We start from the raw sequence: 21101 nt of genomic DNA, 5'->3' as shown, positions 1-21101 counted from the left end.
GGAAAGTCGCCGGTGGTCCGGCGGCGGTCGCCTAACGGCCGTCGCCGGCCGCGTGTTGTTCGGCGATCTCCAGCATCCGGTCGACCACCCGGCTGGTGGCGAGGCCGTCGGACGGTTCGCAGAACTCCTTGACGAACCGCTCGTACTTCGCCGCGTACTCGCGCCGCACCGACGCGCTGTCGCGGATGGCCGCGACCAGTTCGGGCGAGGTCTTGATCAGCGGCCCGGGCGCCTTCTCGGTGAAGTCGAAGTAGAAGCCGCGCAGGGTGTCCCGGTAGTGCTCCAGGTCGTAGGTGAAGAACAGCATCGGCCGGCCCGAGTGCGCGAAGTCGAAGAGCACCGAGGAGTAGTCGGTGATCAGGACGTCCGTGATCAGATACAGCTCGGCGATGTCCGGGTACGCGGAGACGTCGTAGACGAAGCCCTGCCCGGCGCCCGGGATGGCGTCCAGGATCTTGGGGTGCTTGCGGAACAGGAAGACGTGGTCGTCGCTGAGCGCCTCCCTGGCCGCCGTCAGGTCGACCTGGAGGTCCAGTTTGAACTTGGAGGCGGTGTGCCGCTGGTCGTCCCGCCAGGTCGGGGCGTAGAGGACGACCTTCTTGCCCTCCGGGATGCCCAGCGTGGCGCGCACCCGCTGGGCGATCTTCTCCCGGTCGGGCCGGTGGAAGATGTCGTTGCGCGGATAGCCGGCCTCCAGGACCTCGCCCTCGCAGCGGAACGCGTTCCGCATGATCGGGGTGGTGAAGGAGTTGGGCGAGACCACGATGTCGAACTGCCGGAAGCGGTGCGGCAGGCTGGCGATATAGGCGAGGTTGGCCTTGGGGGTGCCCAGCAGGTCGGCGCCGATCTTCTTCAGCGGCGTGCCGTGCCAGGTCTGCACGACGCACTGCCCCTCGCGCCGCTCGTACCAGTCGCCGAGGCCGACGTTGGTCACCACGTAGCGGCTGCGGGCCAGCGCCTCGTACCACTCGGTGCTGTGCCATTCGATGGGGCGCACGCCGGGGGGCAGCGCGACCTGTTCGTCGGCGACCGACCAGAGGTGTTCGACCTCGACGCCCCGGCGGACCAGCTCCTCGTGGATCGCCCGGGGCGAGTCGGAGAACTGCTTGCCGCCGAAGCTGTTGTAGAAGACCGCCTCGCGCAGCGGCTCCCGCTTGAACCGCGGGGTGAGCACCTGCCGCAGCTGCCGCTGCCGGTAGGCGCCGCGCTCCTCGGCGGCGAGCACCGGCCCTGAGCCGAGGAACAGCCGGTCGAAGTAACGGCGGTTGACGGTGTAGGTGCGGCCCGCGACCCGCTTGCGCAGCGGCAGGGTGCCGTCGATCAGGTCGGCGCGCAGCTTGACCGGGATGTCGGCGTCGTTGCCCCAGGCCGACCTGTCGCGCAGCCAGAGGTACCAGCGGCCGGCGCGCAGCGGCAGCACCGCGTCGTAGGTGGTCACCTTGTCGGGCGTGATCCGCGCCTCGAAGCGGCCGTCCGACCACTCCAGCGGGAGGATGTGCTCCTCGAAGCGCTCGCCGTGCCGCAGCACCAGGCGCTTGCTGTGTCCCGGGCCCTCGTACTCGCCCTCGACTATCAGCGCGCCGCCGCTCCAGCGCATCGAGTCGACCACCGCCTGCCGGGCGCGGTCGTGCAGCTTGAGCAGCCCGGGGCCGTCCGTGGTCACGGCGACCTCGCGGCCCCCGGGGCGGGTGTAGCGGCCGGGCGCGAACCCCTCGCACACGGTGGCGCGGCGGTCGGTGCCGTCGGCGAAGTCGATGTGGGTGACGAAGTCGATGGTCTTCTCGCCCGGTTCGTCGGCCACCGAGAGGTCGGCCAGCGGGATGTCCGCCGTGAACCTGCTCCAGCGGTCGTCGCCCTCGGCCCGCACCAGCGGGTAGCTCGCGGGCGTCTTGCCGTCCTTGCGCACCACGCGCAGCTTGGTCGGCAGCTTGCCGGTGGCCGGCGAGCGCAGGCCGAAGCGCAGGGCGTAGCCGTCCACGATCCGCTGGTCGGTGATCTCCGCCTCGGGCAGCTCGATCCGCACCTGGAAGCGGCCCTCGACGAAGCTGGCCACGAGGCGCGCGCCGTCGCCCAGGTCGCGGGACTGGGAGTGGCCGGCCGAGCCGACGTCGACGCGGTCCACATGGCCGGGCACATAGCCGCCCGGGCGGGGCAGCGCCAGCGTGAGGCCCCAGGTGCCGGCGCGCCAACGGCCCCTGGACTTCAGCTTGTTGGGGTCGATGACCAGCTCGAAGCCGGCGTCGTCGTAGTTGTGCAGGGCCTGTTTGGAGTCCCGCGTGGCCCGAGTCGCCTCCTCGGCGCGGAACTTCACCGTGATCCGACGCCCACCCTTAGCCCGCAGCCAGGCCAGCCGGGGCAGCGGGGTGTGCGATCCGTCCGGCAGGTTGACCACATAGCCGAAGCCGCGCAGCACCAGCCGGCCGTCCCGCCACAGCACGTCGGTGGCCTTGGCGCGCACCGGCATCTCGCGCAGCCGCAGCCGGGGCACCGAGGAGGGCAGCGCCGCCGTGTCCACGCCGGGGATCGCCACGGCGGGCCGCAGCCGGCCGCGCACCGGGAACGCGGCCGGGTTCTCCCGCTCGAAGCTCAGCACCGCCAGCAGCTCGTCGGCGCGGCGCGCCTTGGCCAGATGCCACTTGATCCGGGCCACCGGCGGGAACTTGTCGAGCTTGTCGGCTCTTCCCGCCTCCGCCGCCAGGAACTCGCCGACCGCGTCGAAGAACTCCACGCGCTCGGCCTCGGTGGCCTCCGGCAGGAACCGCATCCGCCGCCGGAGTTCCTCCGGAATCATCTCTTCGGGCTTCGCGACCACGGACTCTCGTGCCTCTTCCTCGTCTTGCTACGAACCTTGGTGCTACGAACCTTGGTGCTAGGAACCTTGGTGCTAGGAACCTTGGTGCTCAAAGGGCGGGCCAGCCGGCGGCGGCCCAGGGATCAGGCGGTCAGGGGGCTGTCACCACGGCTGTGGCCCCCGTCTCGCCCAGGCTCTGGTTCCGCGCCTCGGCCCGTGCGGCGAGCGCGTTGACGGCCTCGTTGAACCGCTGGAGCGAGCTGGGCTCGTCGGGCCCCAGCAGGTAGCGCTTCAGCTCGCGCCGGTCCTGGGCCAGCGGGTCGGCGCCCTGGCTGGTCACGGCGGCGAGCAGCTGGTCGAGCCGCGCGGCGTCGTTGGACAGGATGACGGCGGCCCGCACGGCGGTGTTCTGCCGGCGGAACTCCTCGGCGCCGAGCCCGGCCGAGTCGGTGACGGCGTAGGGCTTGCCGCTGGCGATGTAGTCGGAGACCACGCTGGAGATGTCCGAGACCAGCGCGTCCGACTCGTTGAAGCAGTCGAAGAGACGCGGCTCGGAGCCGGTGATCACGCGGTGCTCCCACCAGCCGAGGGAGCGCCAGAACGCGTCGTTCCACTCGGCGAAGCCGCGCTCCTCGATCGTCGCCTGGTCGGCCGGCGTCTGCGCGTCCCTGGAGACCGAGGCGTCGTCCCAGACGGCGGTGAGCAGCGGCTGGCCCAGCCGGCCCGTCTCCTCGATGGCGCGCAGCGCGGCGCGGGCCGCGGCCCGGTCGGCAGCGGTGCGCTCGGCCTCCGCGGCCCAGCGCGGGTCCCTCGCGCGCACCGCGGCGGCCTCCTCGATCATGGCGGCGATCCGCTGGTGCACGGCGCCGGCGGCCGGGTCCCTGGTGCCGGTGAACGGGTGCGGCTTGTAGATCACCCGCACCGGGCTCTCGGACTCCAGCAGCCGGCGGACGATGTTCTCGCCGGCCAGCAGCAGCGAGGTGTTCCCCGGATCGTCCGTCCAGCCCTCCCAGGTGGGGGCGTAGAGGACGGTCGGGATGCGGTCGGCCGGGCGGGTGCTCGCCGGCAGGATGGACGCCAGCTGGGGGCGGCCCACCTCCACGATGTCCTCGTCCCGCACGCCGACGTCCGCCAGCGCGTAACGGTCCCGGCCGGCCCGGCCCGCGCTCCACACCTCGTCGTACGCCTTGGCGTAGGGGTTGATGCTGGCGATCTTGTCGCTGTCGCCGTGCCCGATGAAGACGTGCTTCATGGTCGGCACCCGCAGCAGGTGGAGGTTCTTCCCGACGTTCGCCGGGTAGAGCCCGACGCGCAGCGTCGAGAGGTCCATGTTCATCAGGTGCACCGCGCTCGGCACGCACACCACGGGAACGGTGGTGGTGGCCAGCCGGCTGAGGATGGACCGCTCGCGGAGGATCACCAGGGGCTTGGTGTCCAGCTGCTCCATGGTCTCCAGCCACATGTCCGCCTGGTAGACGGACTCCTTGGAGCCGGAGAAGTAGAGCGCGGTGCGCGGCTGGTGCTCGCGCAGCCAGCCGTCGAACCACGCCAGGGCCGCGTCCGGGTCCGGCGGCAGCTTGGCCGCGCGGAGATAGGGCAGCAGCGCCAGCAGATAGAGCAGGACCAGCACGGGGGTGGCCACGGCGCCGGCGTAGCCGAAGGCGGTGTCGTCGGTGAGCGCCGTCACCAACAGGCCGGCGAACAGCGGCACCTCGACGTGCAGCACCTTCTCCACGGCGCGGTGGGTGAGCCAGCGGGGCGCCCCGTCGGGCACCGGCATCGAGCCGAGGTCGATGTTGCGGGTGGCGAACGGCAGCCTGCGCTTGCGGCGCAGCACCGTGACCAGCGCGGTGTGCGGGATCTGGAGGGCGTAGAACGCCAGCAGCCCGACGACGGCGACATGCGTCACCGTCTCGCCGGTCCAGTCGGTGCGGGCCAGCAGCAGGACCAGCAGCAGCTGGCGGAGCAGGAAGCGGACCGTCAGGCCGACCCTGGCCTTGCCCATCCGCACCAGCAGATAGCTGCCCCTGCGGTGCAGGTAGTGGTCGCCCAGATAGCTCAGGGCCGCGACGACGGCGAACCCGCCGGTGGTCGGCAGCAGGGCGGTGAGCAGCATCGCCGGATAGCTGACCACCACGACCACCGCGACGAACAGCTCGGCGGTGGTCGTCACGCCGGCGAGCCGGCGCAACAGTCCGAGGGTCATGCCACCCCCCCGGCGGCCTCGGCGCTGAGGGCGGCGGCCAGGGCGCGCTCGAAGGATCCCGCCTGGCTGGCGTCCGCCGTCGGGTCCTGCTGGCGGACGTCTATGACATGGCCCGTCATGGTGGACAGCAGCACGTCGAGCGAGGTGCGGGCGACCGCCTCCGAGGAGAGCAGGGAGCCGGCCGGCTCCTGGCCGAACGCCTTGGTCCGCATCGGGGTCGCCGTCCGCTCCGGGTTGACGCAGTTGACGCGGACGCCGTCGCCCGCCCACTCGTCGGCCAGCGCCTGGGTGAGGTTGACCATGGCCGCCTTGGTCGAGGAGTACAGGCTGTACTCGGCGCGGCCCCGGGTGTAGCTGCTGGAGGTGTAGAGCAGCAACTGGCCCTGGGACTCGGCGAGATAGCGGTGCGCGGCGCGGGCGATCCGCACCGGGGCCAGGTAGTTGACCTTGAGGGCTTCCTCGATGACGGCGTCGTCCGTCTCGGCGAGCTTCCCGATGCGCAGCACGCCGGCGGTGTTCACCACGTAGTCGATGCGCCCGGTGTCCGCGTGGGCCTTGGCCAGGGCCTCGGCGACGTCCTCCGGGTTCTCCACGTGGGTGCCGGTGGTGGAGCGGCCCAGCGGGTAGACCGTGGCGCCGTAGCCGGCGGCGAGGTCGGCGATGTCCTTGCCGATCCCGTACGAACCGCCGAAGACCACCACGGTCTTCCCCGACAGCCGCTCCCGGTAGGCGGCCTCGTCGGACTGCGCGGGCGCGGCCGTGGAGGCGAGCTGGAAGAGCTTGTCGGTGAGGAAGACGTCGACCGGCTGGGTGACCTTCATGTTGAACTCGTCGCCCGGCACCACATGGATCGGCACGTCGGGCAGGTACTTCAGGACCACCGAACAGTCGTCCGTGGCCTGGAAGTTCGGGTCGTCGGCGGCGACCTCGTAGGCGCGGCGGATGGTGGACAGCCGGAACGCCTGCGGCGTCTGGCCGCGCCGCAGCCGCGAGCGGTCCGGCACGTCGGTGATGAACTCGCCGTCCTCGCCGTGGGTGCGGGTGACGATGATGGTGTCAGCGGACGGTATGGCCACGTCCACGGCCTGGTAGCGCTCAAGGGCGCGCACGCAGTCGCTGATCACCCGCTGCGAGAGCAGCGGACGCACCGCGTCGTGGAACAGCACATGCCGCTCCTCGCCCTCCGCGAGGCCCTCGCTCAGCGCGGCGATGGCGCGCTGGGTGGTCTCGTTCCGGGTGGCGCCCCCCTCGATGACCCGACTGACCTTGGCCAACCCGCTCTTGGCGACAATGCGCTCGACGTCCTGCGCGTACCCGGGGGCCATCAGCACGATGACATCGTCGATGTCGTCGGCCTCCTCGAAGATGGCCAGGGTGTGCTCGATAACGGCCTTACCCGCGACCTTGATCAGCTGCTTCGGTATGGAGAGCCCGACGCGCTGGCCCGTACCACCGGCCAGAACGACCGCTGTGGTGTGCGGGGACGGCCCTTTGGGTTGCATGGTCAAGGATGCTCCTGCCGGTATCAAGAAGTGTCGCCTACGCGAGGAGAAGGTTAACCCCCGTAGAAGCTTGACCCCTAAGTCGGACTGACCGTTGCCGACCGTTATCGGTTCGAGACAGCGTACCTTTGCCGAGCCAAGCCCCCAAGCGCTCGCGTGACCAGGCATTTTCGCCGCTGAACCGACAGCGGAACGGTCGGCCCGGCGATCAGAAACCGACCGAGATAACCGGAAGGGCGACCAATACCACCCAAGTCACTCAAAGGGGTCGAATTCCTCGAATTCCCGCTGCGCGGAGTCCTTTCGCTCGGCGTCGCGATCACGCCGCCGCCTGGCTGCGGGGCGCAGCGGGTTCATGCGGTGATCCTCGCCACGCCGGCCCAGCATCTCGGCGCCAGCCGACACCGTGGGCTCCCAGTCGAAGACCACCGCGTTGTCCTCGGGGCCGATGGCCACGCCGTCGCCCTCCCTGGCACCCGCGCGCACCAGCTCCTCCTCGACGCCCAGGCGGTTCAGCCGGTCGGCGAGATATCCCACCGCCTCCTCGTTGGCGAAGTCGGTCTGCACCACCCAACGTTCCGGCTTCTCCCCCCGAACCCTGAAGAGATCCTCACCTTCGGCGGTTACCGTGAAGCCCGCGTCATTCACGGCCTTGGGCCGGATCACCACGCGTGTGGCCTCCTCCTGCGGCTTCGCCGCGCGCGCCTCGGCGACCAGCGCGCCCAGCGCGAAGGAGAGTTCCCGCAGGCCCTTCCGCGACACGGCCGACACCTCGAAGACGCGCAGCCCCCGGGCCTCCAGATCGGGCCGGACGATATCCGCGAGATCCTGCCCCTCGGGGATGTCCGTCTTGTTGAGCACCACAAGACGCGGCCGGTCGCCCAAGCCGCCGTACTGGGCCAGCTCCTCCTCGATCACCGCGAAGTCGGAGAGCGGATCGCGCTCCGACTCCAACGTCGCGCAGTCCAGCACGTGCACCAGCACCTCACAGCGCTCCACGTGCCGCAGGAACTCCAGGCCCAGGCCCCGGCCCTCGCTGGCGCCGGGGATCAGCCCCGGCACGTCGGCCACCGTGTAGACGGCGTCCCCCGCCGTCACCACGCCGAGGTTGGGCACCAGCGTGGTGAACGGGTAGTCCGCGATCTTCGGCTTGGCCGCCGAGAGCACGGAGATCAACGAGGACTTGCCGGCGCTCGGATAGCCGACCAGCGCCACATCGGCGATGGTCTTCAGCTCCAGCACCAGGTCCCGGCTCTCCCCCGGCTCCCCCAGCAGCGCGAAGCCCGGCGCCTTGCGGCGCGGCGAGGCCAGCGCCGCGTTCCCCAGGCCGCCCCTGCCGCCCTGACCCGCGACGAACGCGGTGCCCGGGCCCACCAGGTCGGCCAGCACCTCGCCGTCGGCGTCCAGCACCACCGTGCCGTCCGGCACCGGCAGCACCAGATCCTTGCCCAGCGCGCCGGTGCGGTTGCCGCCCGCGCCCGGCTTGCCGTTGGTGGCCTTGCGGTGCGGCCGGTGGTGGTACTCCAGCAGCGTGGTGACCTCCGGGTCCACCACCAGGATCACATCACCGCCCCGGCCGCCGTCGCCCCCGTCGGGACCACCGAGCGGCTTGAACTTCTCCCGATGCACGGAGGCACAGCCGTGGCCCCCGTTACCCGCGCCGACGTGCAACTCGACGCGGTCCACGAAGGTTGTCATGACAGGTGCCTCCCGGCAGTTCGTGCGTGTTCCGTGTGGTCAGTGGTGCGTGTGGTCAGCGGTGCGTGCGGTCAGTGGTGCGCGCGCCTACCGACGTTCGTACCAACAAAGCCAAGGGCGGACCGCTTCCCGCCATGGGGAAGAACGGTCCGCCCTGGAGACTTCTGGAGAATTCCGTCAGTCGCGCGCTCAGCCGGCGGCGACCGGCACCACGTTCACGACCCTGCGGTCGCGGTGGGTACCGAACTGCACCGCGCCGGCCTCCAGCGCGAACAGCGTGTCGTCCTTGCCACGGCCCACGCCCTTGCCGGGGTGGAAGTGGGTGCCGCGCTGGCGGACCAGGATCTCGCCCGCGTTCACCACCTGGCCGCCGAACCGCTTCACGCCGAGGTACTGGGCGTTGGAGTCACGGCCGTTCCTCGTGGAGGACGCGCCCTTCTTGTGTGCCATCTCGCTTCAGTCCCTTACTTCGCGGCCGGGGCGGGGATGCTGGTGACCTTCAGCTGGGTGTGCAGCTGACGGTGACCCATCCGCCGGCGGTAACCGGTCTTGTTCTTGAACTTCTGGATCCGGATCTTCTGGCCCTTGTGATGGTCGACGACCTCGGCCTGGACCTTCACACCGGCGAGCACCCACGGGTCGCTGGTGACGGTCTCGCCGTCCACAACGAGGAGGGTGGAGAGCTCGACGGTGTCGCCGACCTCGCTCTTCGCCAGTCGGTCAACCTCGATGACGTCACCCACAGCGACCTTCTGCTGACGGCCGCCGGTGCGCACGATCGCGTACACGCGGAACTCTCTCTCACTCGGTGCGGAGCCTCTGATGCCAGCGACGGGCGAGCCCGGCCTCTCCCGACCACACGGCCCTGCCGGGCCGGGCGTGGCGTTCTGGGAGGAAGGTTGCTCAGAAGCATGGCGTGTCCAGTGACACGCCGATCGCCAAGAATACGGACGGGCCAACAAGCGGGTCAAATCCTGGCGCGCTGCCAGGATTCGACCCACCCGTCGGCCGTGCCCGTGTCACTCCTCGGTGGAGGCCGAACCGGCCGCCCCGGTCGTGGACTTCTTGGCCGTGGTGGCCTTCTTGGCCTCCGTCTTCTTGGTGGTGGCGCGCTTGGCGGTCGCCTTCTTCGCCGTGGCCTTCTTCGCCGCCGTCTTCTTGGCGGGGGCGCTCTTGGCGGCCTTCTTGGCTGGGGCGCTCGTGGTGGTCTTCTTGGCCGTGCCGGCCGCCTTCTTGGCCACCGTCTTCTTGGTGGTGGCGCGCTTGGCGGTCTTCCTGGCCGGGGCCTCGGGCTCCGCTGCCTCGGCCGGCTCCTCGGCCGGCTCGGCGGCGACCACCGTGATCACGGCCTCCTCGGCACCCTCGGGCGATCCCGCGGGCGCCGAGGCCCGACGCGCCGCCCGGCGCGGAGCGGCCGGCTCCGGGGCCGCGGCGGGCGCCGGCTCCGGCTCGGCCGCCGGCTCCGGCTGCTCGTGGGAGACCACCAGCACGGTCGGCTCGGACGTGGTCCTGGGGGCGCCCGCCGGCACGCTGACCTTGCGGCTGCCGCGCCGCCTGGCCGGCTTGGCCGCCGGCTCCTCGGCGACGACCGGCTCCGGCTCCACGACCGGCTCCGCGACGGGCTCGGGCTCGGTGACCGTGGTCACCACGCCCTCGTCCGCCACCTTCGGCGGCCCGGCCGGCGCGCTCGCCTTGCGGGTGGCGCGGCGGCGCTGCCGCCGGCCGGCGGTCGGCTCCGCCGGCTCGGCCGGCTCGACGGGGTCGAGCGGCTCGTCCCGCTCCACCGCCTGGGCGGTCTCGGCGGGCACGATCGGCTCCACCGGGTCGACCGAGGCCACGGGCTCGGGCTCCTCCGAGGCGCCCACCGGCTCGGGGACCTGCTCCGTCGCGTGCTCGACCGCCGCCGCCTCCACGGCGGCGGCGCCCTTGCCGCGCTTGCGCCCCTTCTTGCCGCCGCCACCGCCGCCGCCGGCCGGCGCGTGGGCGTGCTCCATATGCACGATCACGCCTCGCCCGTTGCAGTGGACACACGGCTCGGAGAACGATTCCAGCAGGCCCTGGCCGACCCGCTTGCGGGTCATCTGCACCAGGCCGAGCGAGGTGACCTCGGCCACCTGGTGCTTGGTCCGGTCCCGGCCCAGGCACTCCAGCAGGCGCCGCAGCACCAGATCCCGGTTGGATTCGAGCACCATGTCGATGAAGTCCATGACGATGATGCCGCCCAGGTCGCGCAGCCGCAGCTGACGCACGATTTCCTCGGCCGCCTCCAGGTTGTTCCTGGTGACCGTCTCCTCCAGGTTGCCGCCCTGGCCGGTGAAGCGACCGGTGTTGACGTCGATGACCACCATGGCCTCGGTGCGGTCGATCACCAGCGAGCCACCGCTGGGCAGCCAGACCTTGCGGTCCAGCGCCTTCATCAGCTGCTCGTCGATCCGGTAGGTGGCGAAGACGTCCACCTCCGACGTCCAGCGCTGCAAGCGCTCCGCCAGATCGGGCGCGACATGCGAGACATAGCCGTGGATCGTCTCCCAGGCGGTGTCGCCGCTGACGATCACCTTGGAGAAGTCCTCGTTGAAGATGTCCCTGACCACCCGGACCGTCATGTCCGGCTCGCCGTAGAGCAGCGTCGGGGCGTTGCCCTTCTTGCTCTTCTTCTGGATCTCGGCCCATTGCGCCTGGAGCCGCTCGACGTCCCTGGTCAGCTCCTCCTCGGTGGCGCCCTCGGCGGCCGTGCGCACGATCACGCCGGCGTCGTCGGGCACGATCTTCTTGAGGATCTGCTTCAGCCGGGAGCGCTCGGTGTCGGGCAGCTTGCGGCTGATCCCCGTCATCGAGCCCTCGGGGACATAGACCAGATAGCGGCCGGGCAGCGAGATCTGGCTGGTCAGCCGCGCGCCCTTGTGCCCGATCGGGTCCTTGGTGACCTGCACGAGCACCGGCTGCCCCGACTTGAGCGCCGTCTCGATCCGTCGGGGGCCGTGGCCGAGGCCGAGCGCCTCGAAGTTGACCTCACCGGCGTAGAGCACCGCGTTGCGGCCCTTGCCGATGTCGACGAACGCGGCCTCCATCGAGGGGAGCACGTTCTGCACCTTGCCCAGGTACACGTTGCCCACGTAGCTGGAGGACTGCTCCTTGTTGACGAAGTGCTCGACGAGGACGTTGTCCTCCAGCACCCCGATCTGGGTGCGCTCGCCGTGCTGGCGGACGACCATCACCCGCTCGACCGACTCGCGGCGGGCCAGGAACTCGGCCTCGGTGATGATCGGCACCCGCCGCCGGCCCTGCTCGCGGCCCTCGCGGCGGCGCTGCTTCTTGGCCTCCAGACGGGTCGAGCCCTTGATGGACCGCACCCCGTCGGAGGACTCGACGCCCTCCTCGCGCTTGCGGCGCGGCTCGCGCACCTTGACGACGGTGCGCTCCGGGTCGTCCTCGCCGTTCGGCTGCTCGCCCGCGTCGCCGGTGCGGCGCCGACGACGGCGGCGACGGCGGGACGAGCCGCCGCCGTTCTCCTCGGCCTGCTCCTGGTCGTCGCCGTCGCTCGAAGGCTCGGCCTCGGGCTCCTCGTCCTGCCGCTCGTCGGCTGCTCCGGCCGCCTCGTCGGGGCCGGCCTCGCCGGCCGCCGCCTCGGCGGCGCGCTCGGCCAGCTCGCCCCTGCGGCGGCGCCGGCCGCCCCTGCGGCGGCGCCTGGCGGGGCGGTCGCGGCCGTTGTCGTCGTCCGCGGCCTCGTCCTCGTCGGGGACGGCGACCGGCGCGGTGTCCTCGGGCGCCTCGGCCGTCAGCGCGTCGTTCTCGTCCGCCTCGTCGAGCTCGTCGTCCACCTCGGACTCGGGGGCCTCGGCGTAACGGGTCGCCGCCTCCTCGGCGGCGCGCTGCGGGGTCTGGAACATGGGGGCCTGGAACACCGGCGCCTGGAACACCACGGCCGGCGCGGCCGGGGCGGCCGGCGGCTGCGGCAGCTCCTCCTCCGGCTGCGGGGCGCCCGCCTTCGGCCGCTGCTCGGCCTCGGCGCGGCCTGGCCGCTTGCGCCTGCGGCCGGTCTCGCGCTCCTCGGCCGGCTCGGGCGCCGCGGCGGGCTCGGGCGGGGCGGCGAGCTCGGCCGCCGCCCTGGACGCCCGGCGCCGGCGGCGCGGCGTGGTCTCGACGGGCTCGTCCGTGGTCTCGACGGCCGGCTCCTCCGGGGTCTCGGCGACCGGCTCGGGCTCGGCCTCAACGGCCTTGAGCTCGCTCTTGGCGGCCCGCCTGCGGCGGACGGGGGCCTCGGGGTCGGGCTCGGCGGCGGCGCGGACGGCCCGGCGGCGCCGGCGCGGCGCCACCTCGGTGACCTCCGGCACATCCGCCAGCTCGGCGACCTCGGGCGTGGCTTCCTCAGCCGCGGGTGCCTGGGCCGCCTCGGGGGATTCGGTCGGTTCGGTGGGTTCGTCGGCCGTTTCGGCGCTCTCGGCCGGCCTGGGTTCGCTGGTCGCCCTCGTGGCGCGGCGGCGCCGGCGCGGCGGCGCCGGCTCCTCGGCCGGCTCGGGGGCCGGCGGCGCCTCCCTGGCCGCTTCGGGCGCCGGCGGCGTGGCCTCGGTGACCTCGGCGGTCACCGGCTCGGCCACGCTGGTCGGCGGCCCCGCGGGGCGGCTCGCGACGCGGCGGCGCCGCCGGGGCGGGAGGGTGTCACTCGGTGTGTTGCTGTCGTCGGTGCGTTCCGCACCTTCCGCGTTCGCGGGCTCGTGTCGATCGTGCATTGCGGGCGGTTCTCCCGTCATGCTCCCGGGCACCCCAACCCTGTCACGGCGGGCGCCGCTCGGGAGCTGTCGTGTCGCTCGCCGGTTCCGGACCGCCATGGCCCGGCTACGGCGAAAGTCTGCTGGTCGATGCGCCGGCTGAAACGGTCGGGCCCGAGTGGCTCCCTGGCCCCAAGCGGTTCGACGGCGCGGGCGACGGCATCACTGTCCGGCGGCTCCCGGCGCCGCCGCGGGTGACTGTCCTGGGGCCGTGGCAAATGCGGCCTGGGCAGCGTCGCGGTCGGGCGCGAACGGGTCGAGCACCGTGCCGGTCTCCTCATCGAGCGGCCCCTGCGCCAGCCTGGTCACCGCTGCGGGGACCGGCGGCGCCAGGTCGGCCGTAGCGCGGAGACCGGACAGGACGTCGTCGGGTCGTACGGCGGGGGTGAGATGCCGTACTACCAGGCGCAGTATCGCACAGGGAGCGGAGCCGGGCCTATCGGACCCGCCTTCCTCGGCCGTGAGGGAGACCACGGCGCCCCGGGCGTCGAAGTCCCTGATGCCCTTCTTCGTCTGCCGGCGCACCATGACCTCGCCGGCGGCGAGAAAGGCGTCGACGGCGCGCCCGGCGGTCTCGGCCGGCACGCCGTCGAGACGCAGCTCCCACACGGAGGCCGCGAGCCGGTCGGCGAAGTCCCCCGTGCGTGCGGGAACGGCTTCGACGATGTCGAGCCCGGTGGGCAGCGACTCGTCGAGGCGCGCCCGCAGCTCGGCCGGCTCCCTCGTCTCGGCCAGCGCGATCTCCAGGTACTCGGCCTCGCTGGCCGTGCCGGTGGGCGCGGCGTTGGCGTAGGACACCCGGGGATGCGGTGTGAAGCCGGCCGAGTAGGCCATCGGCACCTCGGAGCGCCGCAGGGCGCGTTCGAAGGCCCGCTGGAAGTCGCGGTGGCTGGTGAACCGCAGACGGCCGCGCTTGGTGTACCGCAGCCGCACGCGCTGCACCACGGGTGCAGGGGGCGGTCCTACGGGCTGTCGCTTGCCCAGTTGTCCTCAGTCCCTCGGTCGCTCCCGCCGCGCGCCGACCCCGCCGGGGGTGGGGCGTGACTGTGTTGCCGTGTCGCGGGGTCCGTCAGAACCCCGCGACCAGGTTACGACGGCGCGGTGGCGATCCAGTACCTGAGCTTGTCGCCCCGCTTGTCCTCGAAGACGCCGCCGGCGGCCTCGATCACCTTGCGGGAGGCGATGTTGTCCGTGTCACAGGTGACGAGCACCGGATCGAGGCCGAGGCCCCAGGCGTGCGGCAGGGTGGCGCGCAGCATGGTCCGGCCGTTTCCCCGGCCCCTGGCCGAGGGGCGCACGTCGTAGCCGATGCTGCCGCCCCACTCCATGAGGCGGGGCGTCAGCTGGTGTCGGATGGAGATCCGGCCGAGAAAGACGTCCCCCTCGGCGAACCAGAGCGTGGTGGAGGGCACCATGCCGGCGGGCCGCGCGGTGTCGGCCTTCGCGTCGGCGATCAGGCGGCGCACGTACTCGTCGAAGATGGCTGGCTCCTGCCATCGGTCGCCGTGCAGCGCGATGTCCCGGCCGAGCATGGTGTCGTCCGAGGCGGTACCGCGTCCCTCCGAGCGGAACTCCCGAACGGCGTCAAGAAACGTGTTCCGCAGAGCGCTGCGGGGCGTGATCAGCATGGGCACCGAACCATCCTGCGTGCGCCCCGGGCCCACGGCAACCAGGCATCCGTGCGCCCCCCGGACCATGGGGGAATAACGCCTGGTCAGAGGGGGATCACCGACTGCGACTTTTCTTGGGGCCACTCAGGGGCGATCGCCGGGGAAGTCCCAACGGGTCTGTGAGTAGGGGTTCTTGGCGAATCCGAAGACGCGCGACGGGGTGAGCTCGAAGAGCAGCGCGCTGCCGCCCTCCGCGTGGTGGAGCGCCCCTTCGCGGGCCTCGAAGGCCCAGTCCTGTCCGTACTTGGCGGCATAGGCGTCGGCCAGTCGGCGCAACGCCTCCGCGTCCGTGCTCCGCCGGGCCCGGCCCTCGATGCTGAGGTCGAGGCCCTGGTGCAGCGTGTCGCGCCCCGTCGTCAGAACGACCTCCGGGTTGGCCGCGAGGTTCTTCGCCTTGCGCTCCCCAGGGCCGGTGGTGAACCAGGCGCGGCCGTCCTGCCAGATCGCCAGCAGCGGCGTGACATGGGGACGGCCGTCGGGGCGGACCGTGGACAGCCAGAAGATCTCCGCTTCGGCCAGCGCGCGCAGCGCCGTGGCCCAGGGGGTCGGCGGCACGTCGGGCTCGCTGAACTCGGGGTTGAGGGTGGTGGTGGGTTCGGCCGCCATCGGGCGTCCTCCTCGTTCCTTCGGCCGGCGGGCTCTTCGGTCCCGTGGTCCGTGAGGGGGGACTCGCGCGCGGCCCGGAACTCATCGCTGGGCACGGCGCCGCGCCCCCCGGCGGTGGGCCGGGGGGCGCGACTGGGTAGCCGATGGTGCGGGAAGGGCTCAGCCGGTGGTGCTCGCCGAGGAGCCGGGGGGAACCGTCAGGGACGTGCCGTCCGAGAAGGTCACCGTCTGCTCGGTGTCGCCGTAGTTGTGCGCGGCGTAGGTGGTGGTCGTGCCGTCGGAGAAGGCCGCCGCCGTCGGGCTGTCGGCGGTCACCGAGGTGTCGGGGGCGCCGATCGCGTCCAGGGTGTAGATCCAGTGGTAGACGTGGGCCCAGGACTCGCCGGCCTCCGGCTCGTAGGTTCCGCCGCCGTCGCCGTCATAGGCCGCGCGGGCCGCCGCGGGATCGGCCAGCGCCTGGAACTCCCAGAGGATCTCCTTCCACTCCACGGGCGGGCCGCCGTTCTCCTCGACCAGCTCCTCCAGGTTGCGGATGATCGCGTCCTTGTCCCTGGCGAGGTGGAGCGAGGCGCCGGTCACCGGGAGGACGTTGATGCCGTGGATCTCCTCCGGGTTGCCGGTCCACCAGGTGGAGTGCGAGGCGCCGTTGCTCCAGACCATGCCGACGGTGTTGTGCTGGTAGTCGGCCGGGAAGTTCTCCTCGTCCCCGTCGAACCAGTACTGCCGGATCGACTCGGACTCGGTGGTCAGCAGGTAGACGCCCAGATCGCGCAGCTCGGTGTCGCCCGTTGCCTCGCCCCACATGATGAGGCCGGCGCTGAGGTTGACCGACTCGGACGAGGACTCCTGGTTGTTGCCCGCCTCGAAGCCCTGGTGCCCGGCCGCCCAGCTGTGTCCGGCGTAGACGTCGAATCCGCGCAGGAACGGGTAACGGTCGTCGTCCCTGGCCGGGTTGGCCGCGTCGGCGATCAGTTCCTCGACCATTCCGCCCCAGGCCGACTCCTCGGCCCACGCCGGGTCGTAGGAGGCGATCGTGGCGGCGGCGAACACGAAGTAGGAGTAGTGGAAGTGGTGGTCGTTCAGCTCCTGGTCGCTGCCGTAGGAGGCCGGGTAGCCGGTGAGGGTCTTCCAGTCGGAGTCGTAGGAGAACTCCGCGGGACCGCCGACCGTGAACCACTCCTCGAAGCCGGCCTTCATGGCGGCCAGCAGCGTGTCCCTGGCCTCCGTCTCACCGATCTGGTCGGCGATCGGCACCACCTGCGCGAGGCGGCCGAACTGCTTGCCGCTCCAGTAGGTGTCGCCGAACCCGATCTCGGCGTCGGCCGCCACCTCGTTGACGAACGTGGCGAGTTGGGCCTGGTCGACCCCGTCCGACTGCGGCAGCGCCGGCAGCACGCCGGTGACGTCCTGCCTGGTGGTGAACGAGTTGCCGTCCCGCACCCGCATCACGCCGCGCGGCGAGACGTACTCGTAGTCGGTCAGCTCGTCGGTCGCGTACTCCCACTGGTGGGGGTACAGCGCCTGGATGGTGCCGGTCTCGTCGCCCTCCCTGGCCTCGGTCTCCAAGGTGTAGGTCGCGCTGACCTGGCCGGCGGACTCGTCGTAGTCCCAGTCCACGACCGATCCGGTGACGAAGCTGTAGGCGTACTGGGCGTACAGGTCGAGGGCGCCCTGGTCGGGCAGGACCGCCACCGAGTAGTACTCCTCGCCGCCGAGGTCCGAGCTGATGGTGGTGCCCGAGACGTTCCAACCGCTGCCGCTGGGCGCGAAGAGCGCGTAGTCGCGGCCGTTGACGGTGATGCCCAGGGTGCTGCCCTCGTCGGCGAAGACCTCCACCGAACCGGCCGTGGTGATCTCGGCGTTGCCGCCGGTGCCCTCGGCGTAGACGTACGGGCTGCCGTGGCCGATGGTCGCCCGGAAGGTGTGCCCCGCGTCCTCCCAGTACGGCGTGACGGTCCAGTCGGACCACCCGTCCGCCTTGGTGTCCGGCGAGTCGAGGCCGGCGACGCCGAGCGTCAGGTCGGCCTGGTGGGGGAAGTTGTAGTACGCGCCGTCGACGTTCGGCTGTGTCTGGTAGCCGACCTCAAGGCCGCTGGCCACGGCGCGATAGCTGAGCGGATGCCCGTACATCGGCTGGGAGTGCGGGATGTCCGCGTAGCGCTTGAACACCAACGACGTCCACCAGTCGTTGGTGGGGACGGGCTGGTCGGCGACGGCGTCGGTCAGCTGGGGGGTGACGGGGTTGCCCGCGGAGTCGAGCGGGCCGACGGTGCCCGCCGGACGCTCGTCCGAGTAACCGCCGTTCCCGACGGGTACCTCGGCGGCGGTGGCCGAGCCGGGAATGAGAGTCAACCCGGCCAACGCGGTGGCGCCGGCCGTCAGCATCAGTGCGATGCGTCTGGTGTGGGTGAGTGGCCGCATGTGCGTCGTACCTCGCAACCGGTGGGGGGAAGGAACGGGACGGGAACGGGACGTGAAATGACGGCTGAGAGCGCTCTCTTGATGCGTTCTGAACCTAGAGACGGGCCTTTTTCGTGTCAATGGATCGAACGGGAACCGGTCCCTGCGCGGGGGGCGTTGAGCGAACGCCGGGCCTTGGCGGCCCGGCGCGCCTGCCCTGCGGGCGGCGTTGCCCTGCGCGGGCGGCGTTGGGCAAACGCCGGGCCCTGGCGGCCCGGCGGGCCGGGCCCTGCCCTGCGGGCGGCGGTGCGCTGCGGGGGGCGGGAGGGCCGAGACTCCGGGGCCCTGCGCCGGCATACGTGCCCGTGCCCGTGGAGCAGCCGTGACGGGAGAACGTCCGGGCCTGGTCGACGACTTCGGCCGACGTGACGGCGCCGGACGGCGGGCCGCGCCCTGCGCCGGCGGACGGCGGGGCCCTGGCACGGGCAGTCGTGGCGGGGGAACGTCCGGGCCTGGCAGGCGGCTTCAGCTCACCTCGCGGTGCTGGGCGGCGGGCCGCGCCCCGCGTGGGCGGACGGCGGGGCCCTGCGGGCGGCGGTGACGGGGGAACGTCCGGGCCTGGTCGGCGACTTAAGTCCTGTCCGGCGGATCGTGAGCGGAGCCAGAGTCGGATCGAGGCAGCGGTGACGGTGCCATGGAAGACGTAGGCGCGTTTGTCGAACCTCGTGGCCACCGCGCGGAAGTTCTTGAGGGCATTGATCGTTCGTTCCACTTCGTTCCTCCGCTTGTAGATCGACTTGTCGAAGCCGGTGGGCCGGCCGCCACGGCTGCCGCGTCTTTTGCGGTGGGCGCGCTGGTCTCTTGGTTCGGGGATGGTGTGCTTGATGTGGCGTCGCCGCAGGTAGCGGCGGTTTCGGCGGGAGGAATACGCCTTGTCCCCGCCGAGGTGGTCAGGGCGTGTCCGAGGCCGACCCCCGTCCGGGCGGCCGACCCGGATGCCGTCCATGACCGGGATGAGTTGTGGAGCGTCGCCCCACTGGCCCGGTGTGATCAGCAGGGACAGCGGGCGGCGCCCACCCTCACCGGCGAGATGGATCTTGCACGTCAGGCCGCCCCGGGAGCGTCCGAGTCCCTCGTCGGGGCGGTGTTGCCGGGGCGTGCGTCTTTTCCCGGTACCCGCGGTGGTCTCCTGCGTGCTCCGGCGGCGTGCTGGTGGGCACGGCAGGACGTGAGTCCACGCTCACCATCGACCAGTCGATCCGGTTCTCGGCGTCGGCGTCCGCCAGGACGGCCGCGAAGATCTTGTCCCAGGTGCCATCCGCCGACCAGCGCCGGTGTCGTTCATACACGGTCTTCCACGGGCCGAAACGCGCGGGCAGGTCTCGCCATGGCACCCCCGTGCGCAGCCGGAACAGGATCCCGTTGACGATCCTGCGATGGCTGGCCCAACGTCCGCCTCGCTGCCCAGACTTAGGCAGGTGCGGCTTCAACCGGGCCCACTCTTCATTAGTGAGATCTCCCCGTCCCATGACCATGCCAACGACACAGGCCCGAGACAGTCACAAGATCCGCCGGACAGGCCTTAGGCGGCGCCGGACGGCGGGCCGCGCCCCGCGTGGGCGGGCGGGTGCTCTGGCACGGGCAGCCTTGGGGCGGTGGCCCTTCCGGTGTGTCCCGGGTGGGGCACACCGGGGGCGACGCGCGGCGCGTTTGCTTTCGTGGTGATCCGCAGCTTTGCGGGTCAGCGGGGGTAGGAGCGGGGCTCGCCGCAGTAGCCGAGGCCGGGGTCGGGGGCGCGTGCCGGGAAACGGCAGATCCGCACGACCACCTCGTCCAGGGGGCCAGGGCCGATCACCGGCTCGTCGCCGAGCAGGAAGCGGAACTCCTCGGTGCCGTTGTCGACGGTGTGCTCGGACCGGTCGATCTCCTGGCCACGCGAGAGTCCGGTGAAGGTGACCCGCGTCAACAGTCCGTCGTCGGCGCAGATGCTGTCGGGGCCGCCGTCCCGCACCGAACCGGTCACCCACACCCCGGCGGGAAGGACTCCGTCCCAGGTCAACACGCCTTCGGACGATCCGTGGTCGCAGCGGTCACCCGAGGTGACATGGAAGGGCGTGTCGGTCGCCCGCACCTCGGCGGCAGCGGCCGTAAAGGCGGCAGACGTGGCGGTGGCGGCGAGTAGCATTGCTCCAGCAAAGGTCAGCGGAATGGTTCGGCGCGATAACGACGGTCTCATGGGGTCGCCTCTCTGGTCGTGACGCAAGGGCTTGCGGTCACCAAGGAAACGGAGGGCCGAAGAACCGTCAAGAGTTGGCGTCGGCCGTCCGTCAACGACCTTCACGTAGGGTGCGGCCAGTGCTGCGAGGGAGGCGACGGTGGGAGTCCCGGGTAGGTCACACGGTGGGCGGCTCGCCGCGCACGGCGCGGTGGGCAAGGCCCTCGCCCGGTGCGGTGACGAGGAGTTGCGCGCGCTCGTGGACTCGGCGGTGCCCATGGGGTCCGGCATCGGCGGGAAGGCGGCGCTGTTGGAGGTCGCCGGAGTTCCGGTCTTCGTGAAGCGGATGCCCCTCAGCGATCTGGAGCGGCGGCCCGAGCACGTCCGGTCCACGGCGAACCTGTTCGCGCTGCCCGACTTCTGCCACTACGGCGTGGGCCTCATCGGCACACCCGGCTTCGGAGCCTGGCGAGAGCTCGACGTGCACACCATGACGACGGACTGGGTGCTCAACGGGGAGTACGAGGGCTTCCCCCTGATGTACCACTGGCGGGTGCTGCCGGACTCGACGCCGCTGCCCGACGAACTGGGCGACGTGGAAAGGGCGGTGGCGTACTGGGGCGGTGGCGCGGAGATCCGCCGCCGGATCGAGGTGCTCGAACGGTCATCGGCGAGCGTCGCGCTGTTCCTGGAGTACATCCCGCAGAACCTGCACCAGTGGTTGGGCGGGGAGATCGAGAAGGGAGACGAAGCCGCCGACCGGGCGTGCGCCATGGTGGAACGGGAACTCGCGGCCGGCGTCTCGTTCATGAACGGCCGTGGGCTGCTGCACTTCGACACGCACTTCGAGAACATCCTGACGGACGGCCGGCGCCTCTACTTCGCGGACTACGGCCTCGCGATCTCCTCCCACTTCGAACTGTCCCGGGACGAGCGGGACTTCTTCGACCGGCACCAGGTGTACGACCGCGCCTACCGCGCCAACTACCTGGTCAACTGGCTGGTGGTGGCGCTGCACGGGCATCTGCGAGGGGACCCGGAGGGCCGCTACGCGCGGGTGCGCGCCTACGCGGCGGGGGAACACCCCACGGAAGTCCCGGCCGTCGCCGCGACACTGCTCGCCCGACACGCGCCCATCGCCGCCGTGGTCTCGGACTTCGAGCGCACCTTCCAACGGGAGAGTCGGCGGACCCCGTATCCGGTGGACGAACTCCGCCGCCTGGAAAGCCTCCGCATCAGCTGAACCC

At 71.7% G+C, this 21101-nt stretch carries 13 protein-coding genes and 1 pseudogene; 1 reads left to right on the top strand and 13 read right to left on the bottom strand.

The window, feature by feature from the left end; all coding sequences use genetic code 11:
* Nucleotides 1-31 precede the first annotated feature (31 nt).
* The 13 genes and pseudogenes from K4G22_RS21830 to K4G22_RS21770 form a co-directional block, all read right to left on the bottom strand.
* Nucleotides 32-2764, bottom strand: coding sequence for a CDP-glycerol glycerophosphotransferase family protein (locus K4G22_RS21830; protein WP_228082031.1), 2733 nt, complete (start codon nt 2762-2764; stop codon nt 32-34).
* A gap of 178 nt (nt 2765-2942) precedes the next feature.
* The gene (locus K4G22_RS21825; protein ID WP_228082030.1) at nt 2943-4997 is read right to left on the bottom strand and encodes a hypothetical protein; all 2055 of its coding nucleotides are present in this window, start codon (nt 4995-4997) and stop codon (nt 2943-2945) included.
* The gene (locus K4G22_RS21820; RefSeq protein WP_228084184.1) at nt 4994-6499 is read right to left on the bottom strand and encodes a bifunctional cytidylyltransferase/SDR family oxidoreductase; all 1506 of its coding nucleotides are present in this window, start codon (nt 6497-6499) and stop codon (nt 4994-4996) included. The genes K4G22_RS21825 and K4G22_RS21820 overlap by 4 nt, the downstream gene beginning before the upstream one ends.
* 255 nt (nt 6500-6754) lie before the next feature.
* Nucleotides 6755-8197 carry a GTPase ObgE gene (gene obgE, locus K4G22_RS21815; protein WP_228082029.1) on the bottom strand — a complete coding sequence of 481 codons (1443 nt, stop codon included), beginning with the start codon at nt 8195-8197 and terminating at the stop codon, nt 6755-6757.
* 189 nt (nt 8198-8386) lie between these two features.
* Complete coding sequence (gene rpmA, locus K4G22_RS21810; protein WP_062204838.1) at nt 8387-8647, bottom strand: 50S ribosomal protein L27; 261 nt, start codon at nt 8645-8647, stop codon at nt 8387-8389.
* A 14-nt stretch (nt 8648-8661) separates the two neighbouring features.
* On the bottom strand, nt 8662-8985 hold the full coding sequence (rplU, locus tag K4G22_RS21805) for a 50S ribosomal protein L21 (RefSeq protein ID WP_062204837.1): 324 nt from the start codon (nt 8983-8985) through the stop codon (nt 8662-8664).
* A 231-nt stretch (nt 8986-9216) separates the two neighbouring features.
* Nucleotides 9217-12924 carry a ribonuclease E/G gene (locus tag K4G22_RS21800; RefSeq protein ID WP_228082028.1) on the bottom strand — a complete coding sequence of 1236 codons (3708 nt, stop codon included), beginning with the start codon at nt 12922-12924 and terminating at the stop codon, nt 9217-9219.
* A 201-nt stretch (nt 12925-13125) separates the two neighbouring features.
* Nucleotides 13126-13905, bottom strand: a complete 780-nt coding sequence (locus tag K4G22_RS21795; protein ID WP_228084183.1) for a TIGR03936 family radical SAM-associated protein — start codon at nt 13903-13905, stop codon at nt 13126-13128.
* A 146-nt stretch (nt 13906-14051) separates the two neighbouring features.
* Nucleotides 14052-14591: a GNAT family N-acetyltransferase gene (locus K4G22_RS21790; RefSeq protein ID WP_228082027.1), complete on the bottom strand. Its 540-nt coding sequence runs from the start codon at nt 14589-14591 to the stop codon at nt 14052-14054.
* Between the two features lie 126 nt (nt 14592-14717).
* Nucleotides 14718-15239, bottom strand: a complete 522-nt coding sequence (locus K4G22_RS21785) for a pyridoxamine 5'-phosphate oxidase family protein (RefSeq protein WP_228082026.1) — start codon at nt 15237-15239, stop codon at nt 14718-14720.
* A gap of 159 nt (nt 15240-15398) precedes the next feature.
* Nucleotides 15399-17660 (bottom strand): glycosyl hydrolase, encoded by a 2262-nt coding sequence (locus K4G22_RS21780; RefSeq protein WP_425336736.1) that lies wholly within the window; start codon nt 17658-17660, stop codon nt 15399-15401.
* Between the two features lie 634 nt (nt 17661-18294).
* Nucleotides 18295-19168: pseudogene (locus K4G22_RS21775) on the bottom strand (IS5 family transposase); the annotation flags it as partial.
* 212 nt (nt 19169-19380) lie between these two features.
* Nucleotides 19381-19824 (bottom strand): hypothetical protein, encoded by a 444-nt coding sequence (locus K4G22_RS21770; RefSeq protein ID WP_228082025.1) that lies wholly within the window; start codon nt 19822-19824, stop codon nt 19381-19383.
* 190 nt (nt 19825-20014) lie between these two features.
* Here K4G22_RS21770 and K4G22_RS21765 point away from each other — a divergent pair, with 190 nt between their 5' ends.
* Complete coding sequence (locus K4G22_RS21765) at nt 20015-21097, top strand: protein kinase family protein (RefSeq protein ID WP_228082024.1); 1083 nt, start codon at nt 20015-20017, stop codon at nt 21095-21097.
* Nucleotides 21098-21101 lie beyond the last annotated feature (4 nt).

The organism is Streptomyces profundus (genome assembly GCF_020740535.1).
Classification (GTDB): domain Bacteria; phylum Actinomycetota; class Actinomycetes; order Streptomycetales; family Streptomycetaceae; genus Streptomyces; species Streptomyces profundus.
The sequence above is the reverse complement of the archived record's forward strand: the minus strand, read 5'-3'. Positions and strand labels throughout refer to the sequence as shown.

Coding starts and splice junctions, on each gene's coding strand:
- K4G22_RS21790 (WP_228082027.1), bottom strand. CDS start 14,591: ATGCTGATCACGCCCCGCAGCGCTCTGCGGAACACGTTTCTTGACGCC.
- K4G22_RS21800 (WP_228082028.1), bottom strand. CDS start 12,924: ATGCACGATCGACACGAGCCCGCGAACGCGGAAGGTGCGGAACGCACC.
- K4G22_RS21770 (WP_228082025.1), bottom strand. CDS start 19,824: ATGCTACTCGCCGCCACCGCCACGTCTGCCGCCTTTACGGCCGCTGCC.
- obgE (WP_228082029.1), bottom strand. CDS start 8,197: ATGACAACCTTCGTGGACCGCGTCGAGTTGCACGTCGGCGCGGGTAAC.
- K4G22_RS21780 (WP_425336736.1), bottom strand. CDS start 17,660: ATGCGGCCACTCACCCACACCAGACGCATCGCACTGATGCTGACGGCC.
- K4G22_RS21820 (WP_228084184.1), bottom strand. CDS start 6,499: ATGCAACCCAAAGGGCCGTCCCCGCACACCACAGCGGTCGTTCTGGCC.
- K4G22_RS21830 (WP_228082031.1), bottom strand. CDS start 2,764: ATGCGGTTCCTGCCGGAGGCCACCGAGGCCGAGCGCGTGGAGTTCTTC.
- K4G22_RS21785 (WP_228082026.1), bottom strand. CDS start 15,239: ATGGCGGCCGAACCCACCACCACCCTCAACCCCGAGTTCAGCGAGCCC.
- rpmA (WP_062204838.1), bottom strand. CDS start 8,647: ATGGCACACAAGAAGGGCGCGTCCTCCACGAGGAACGGCCGTGACTCC.
- K4G22_RS21825 (WP_228082030.1), bottom strand. CDS start 4,997: ATGACCCTCGGACTGTTGCGCCGGCTCGCCGGCGTGACGACCACCGCC.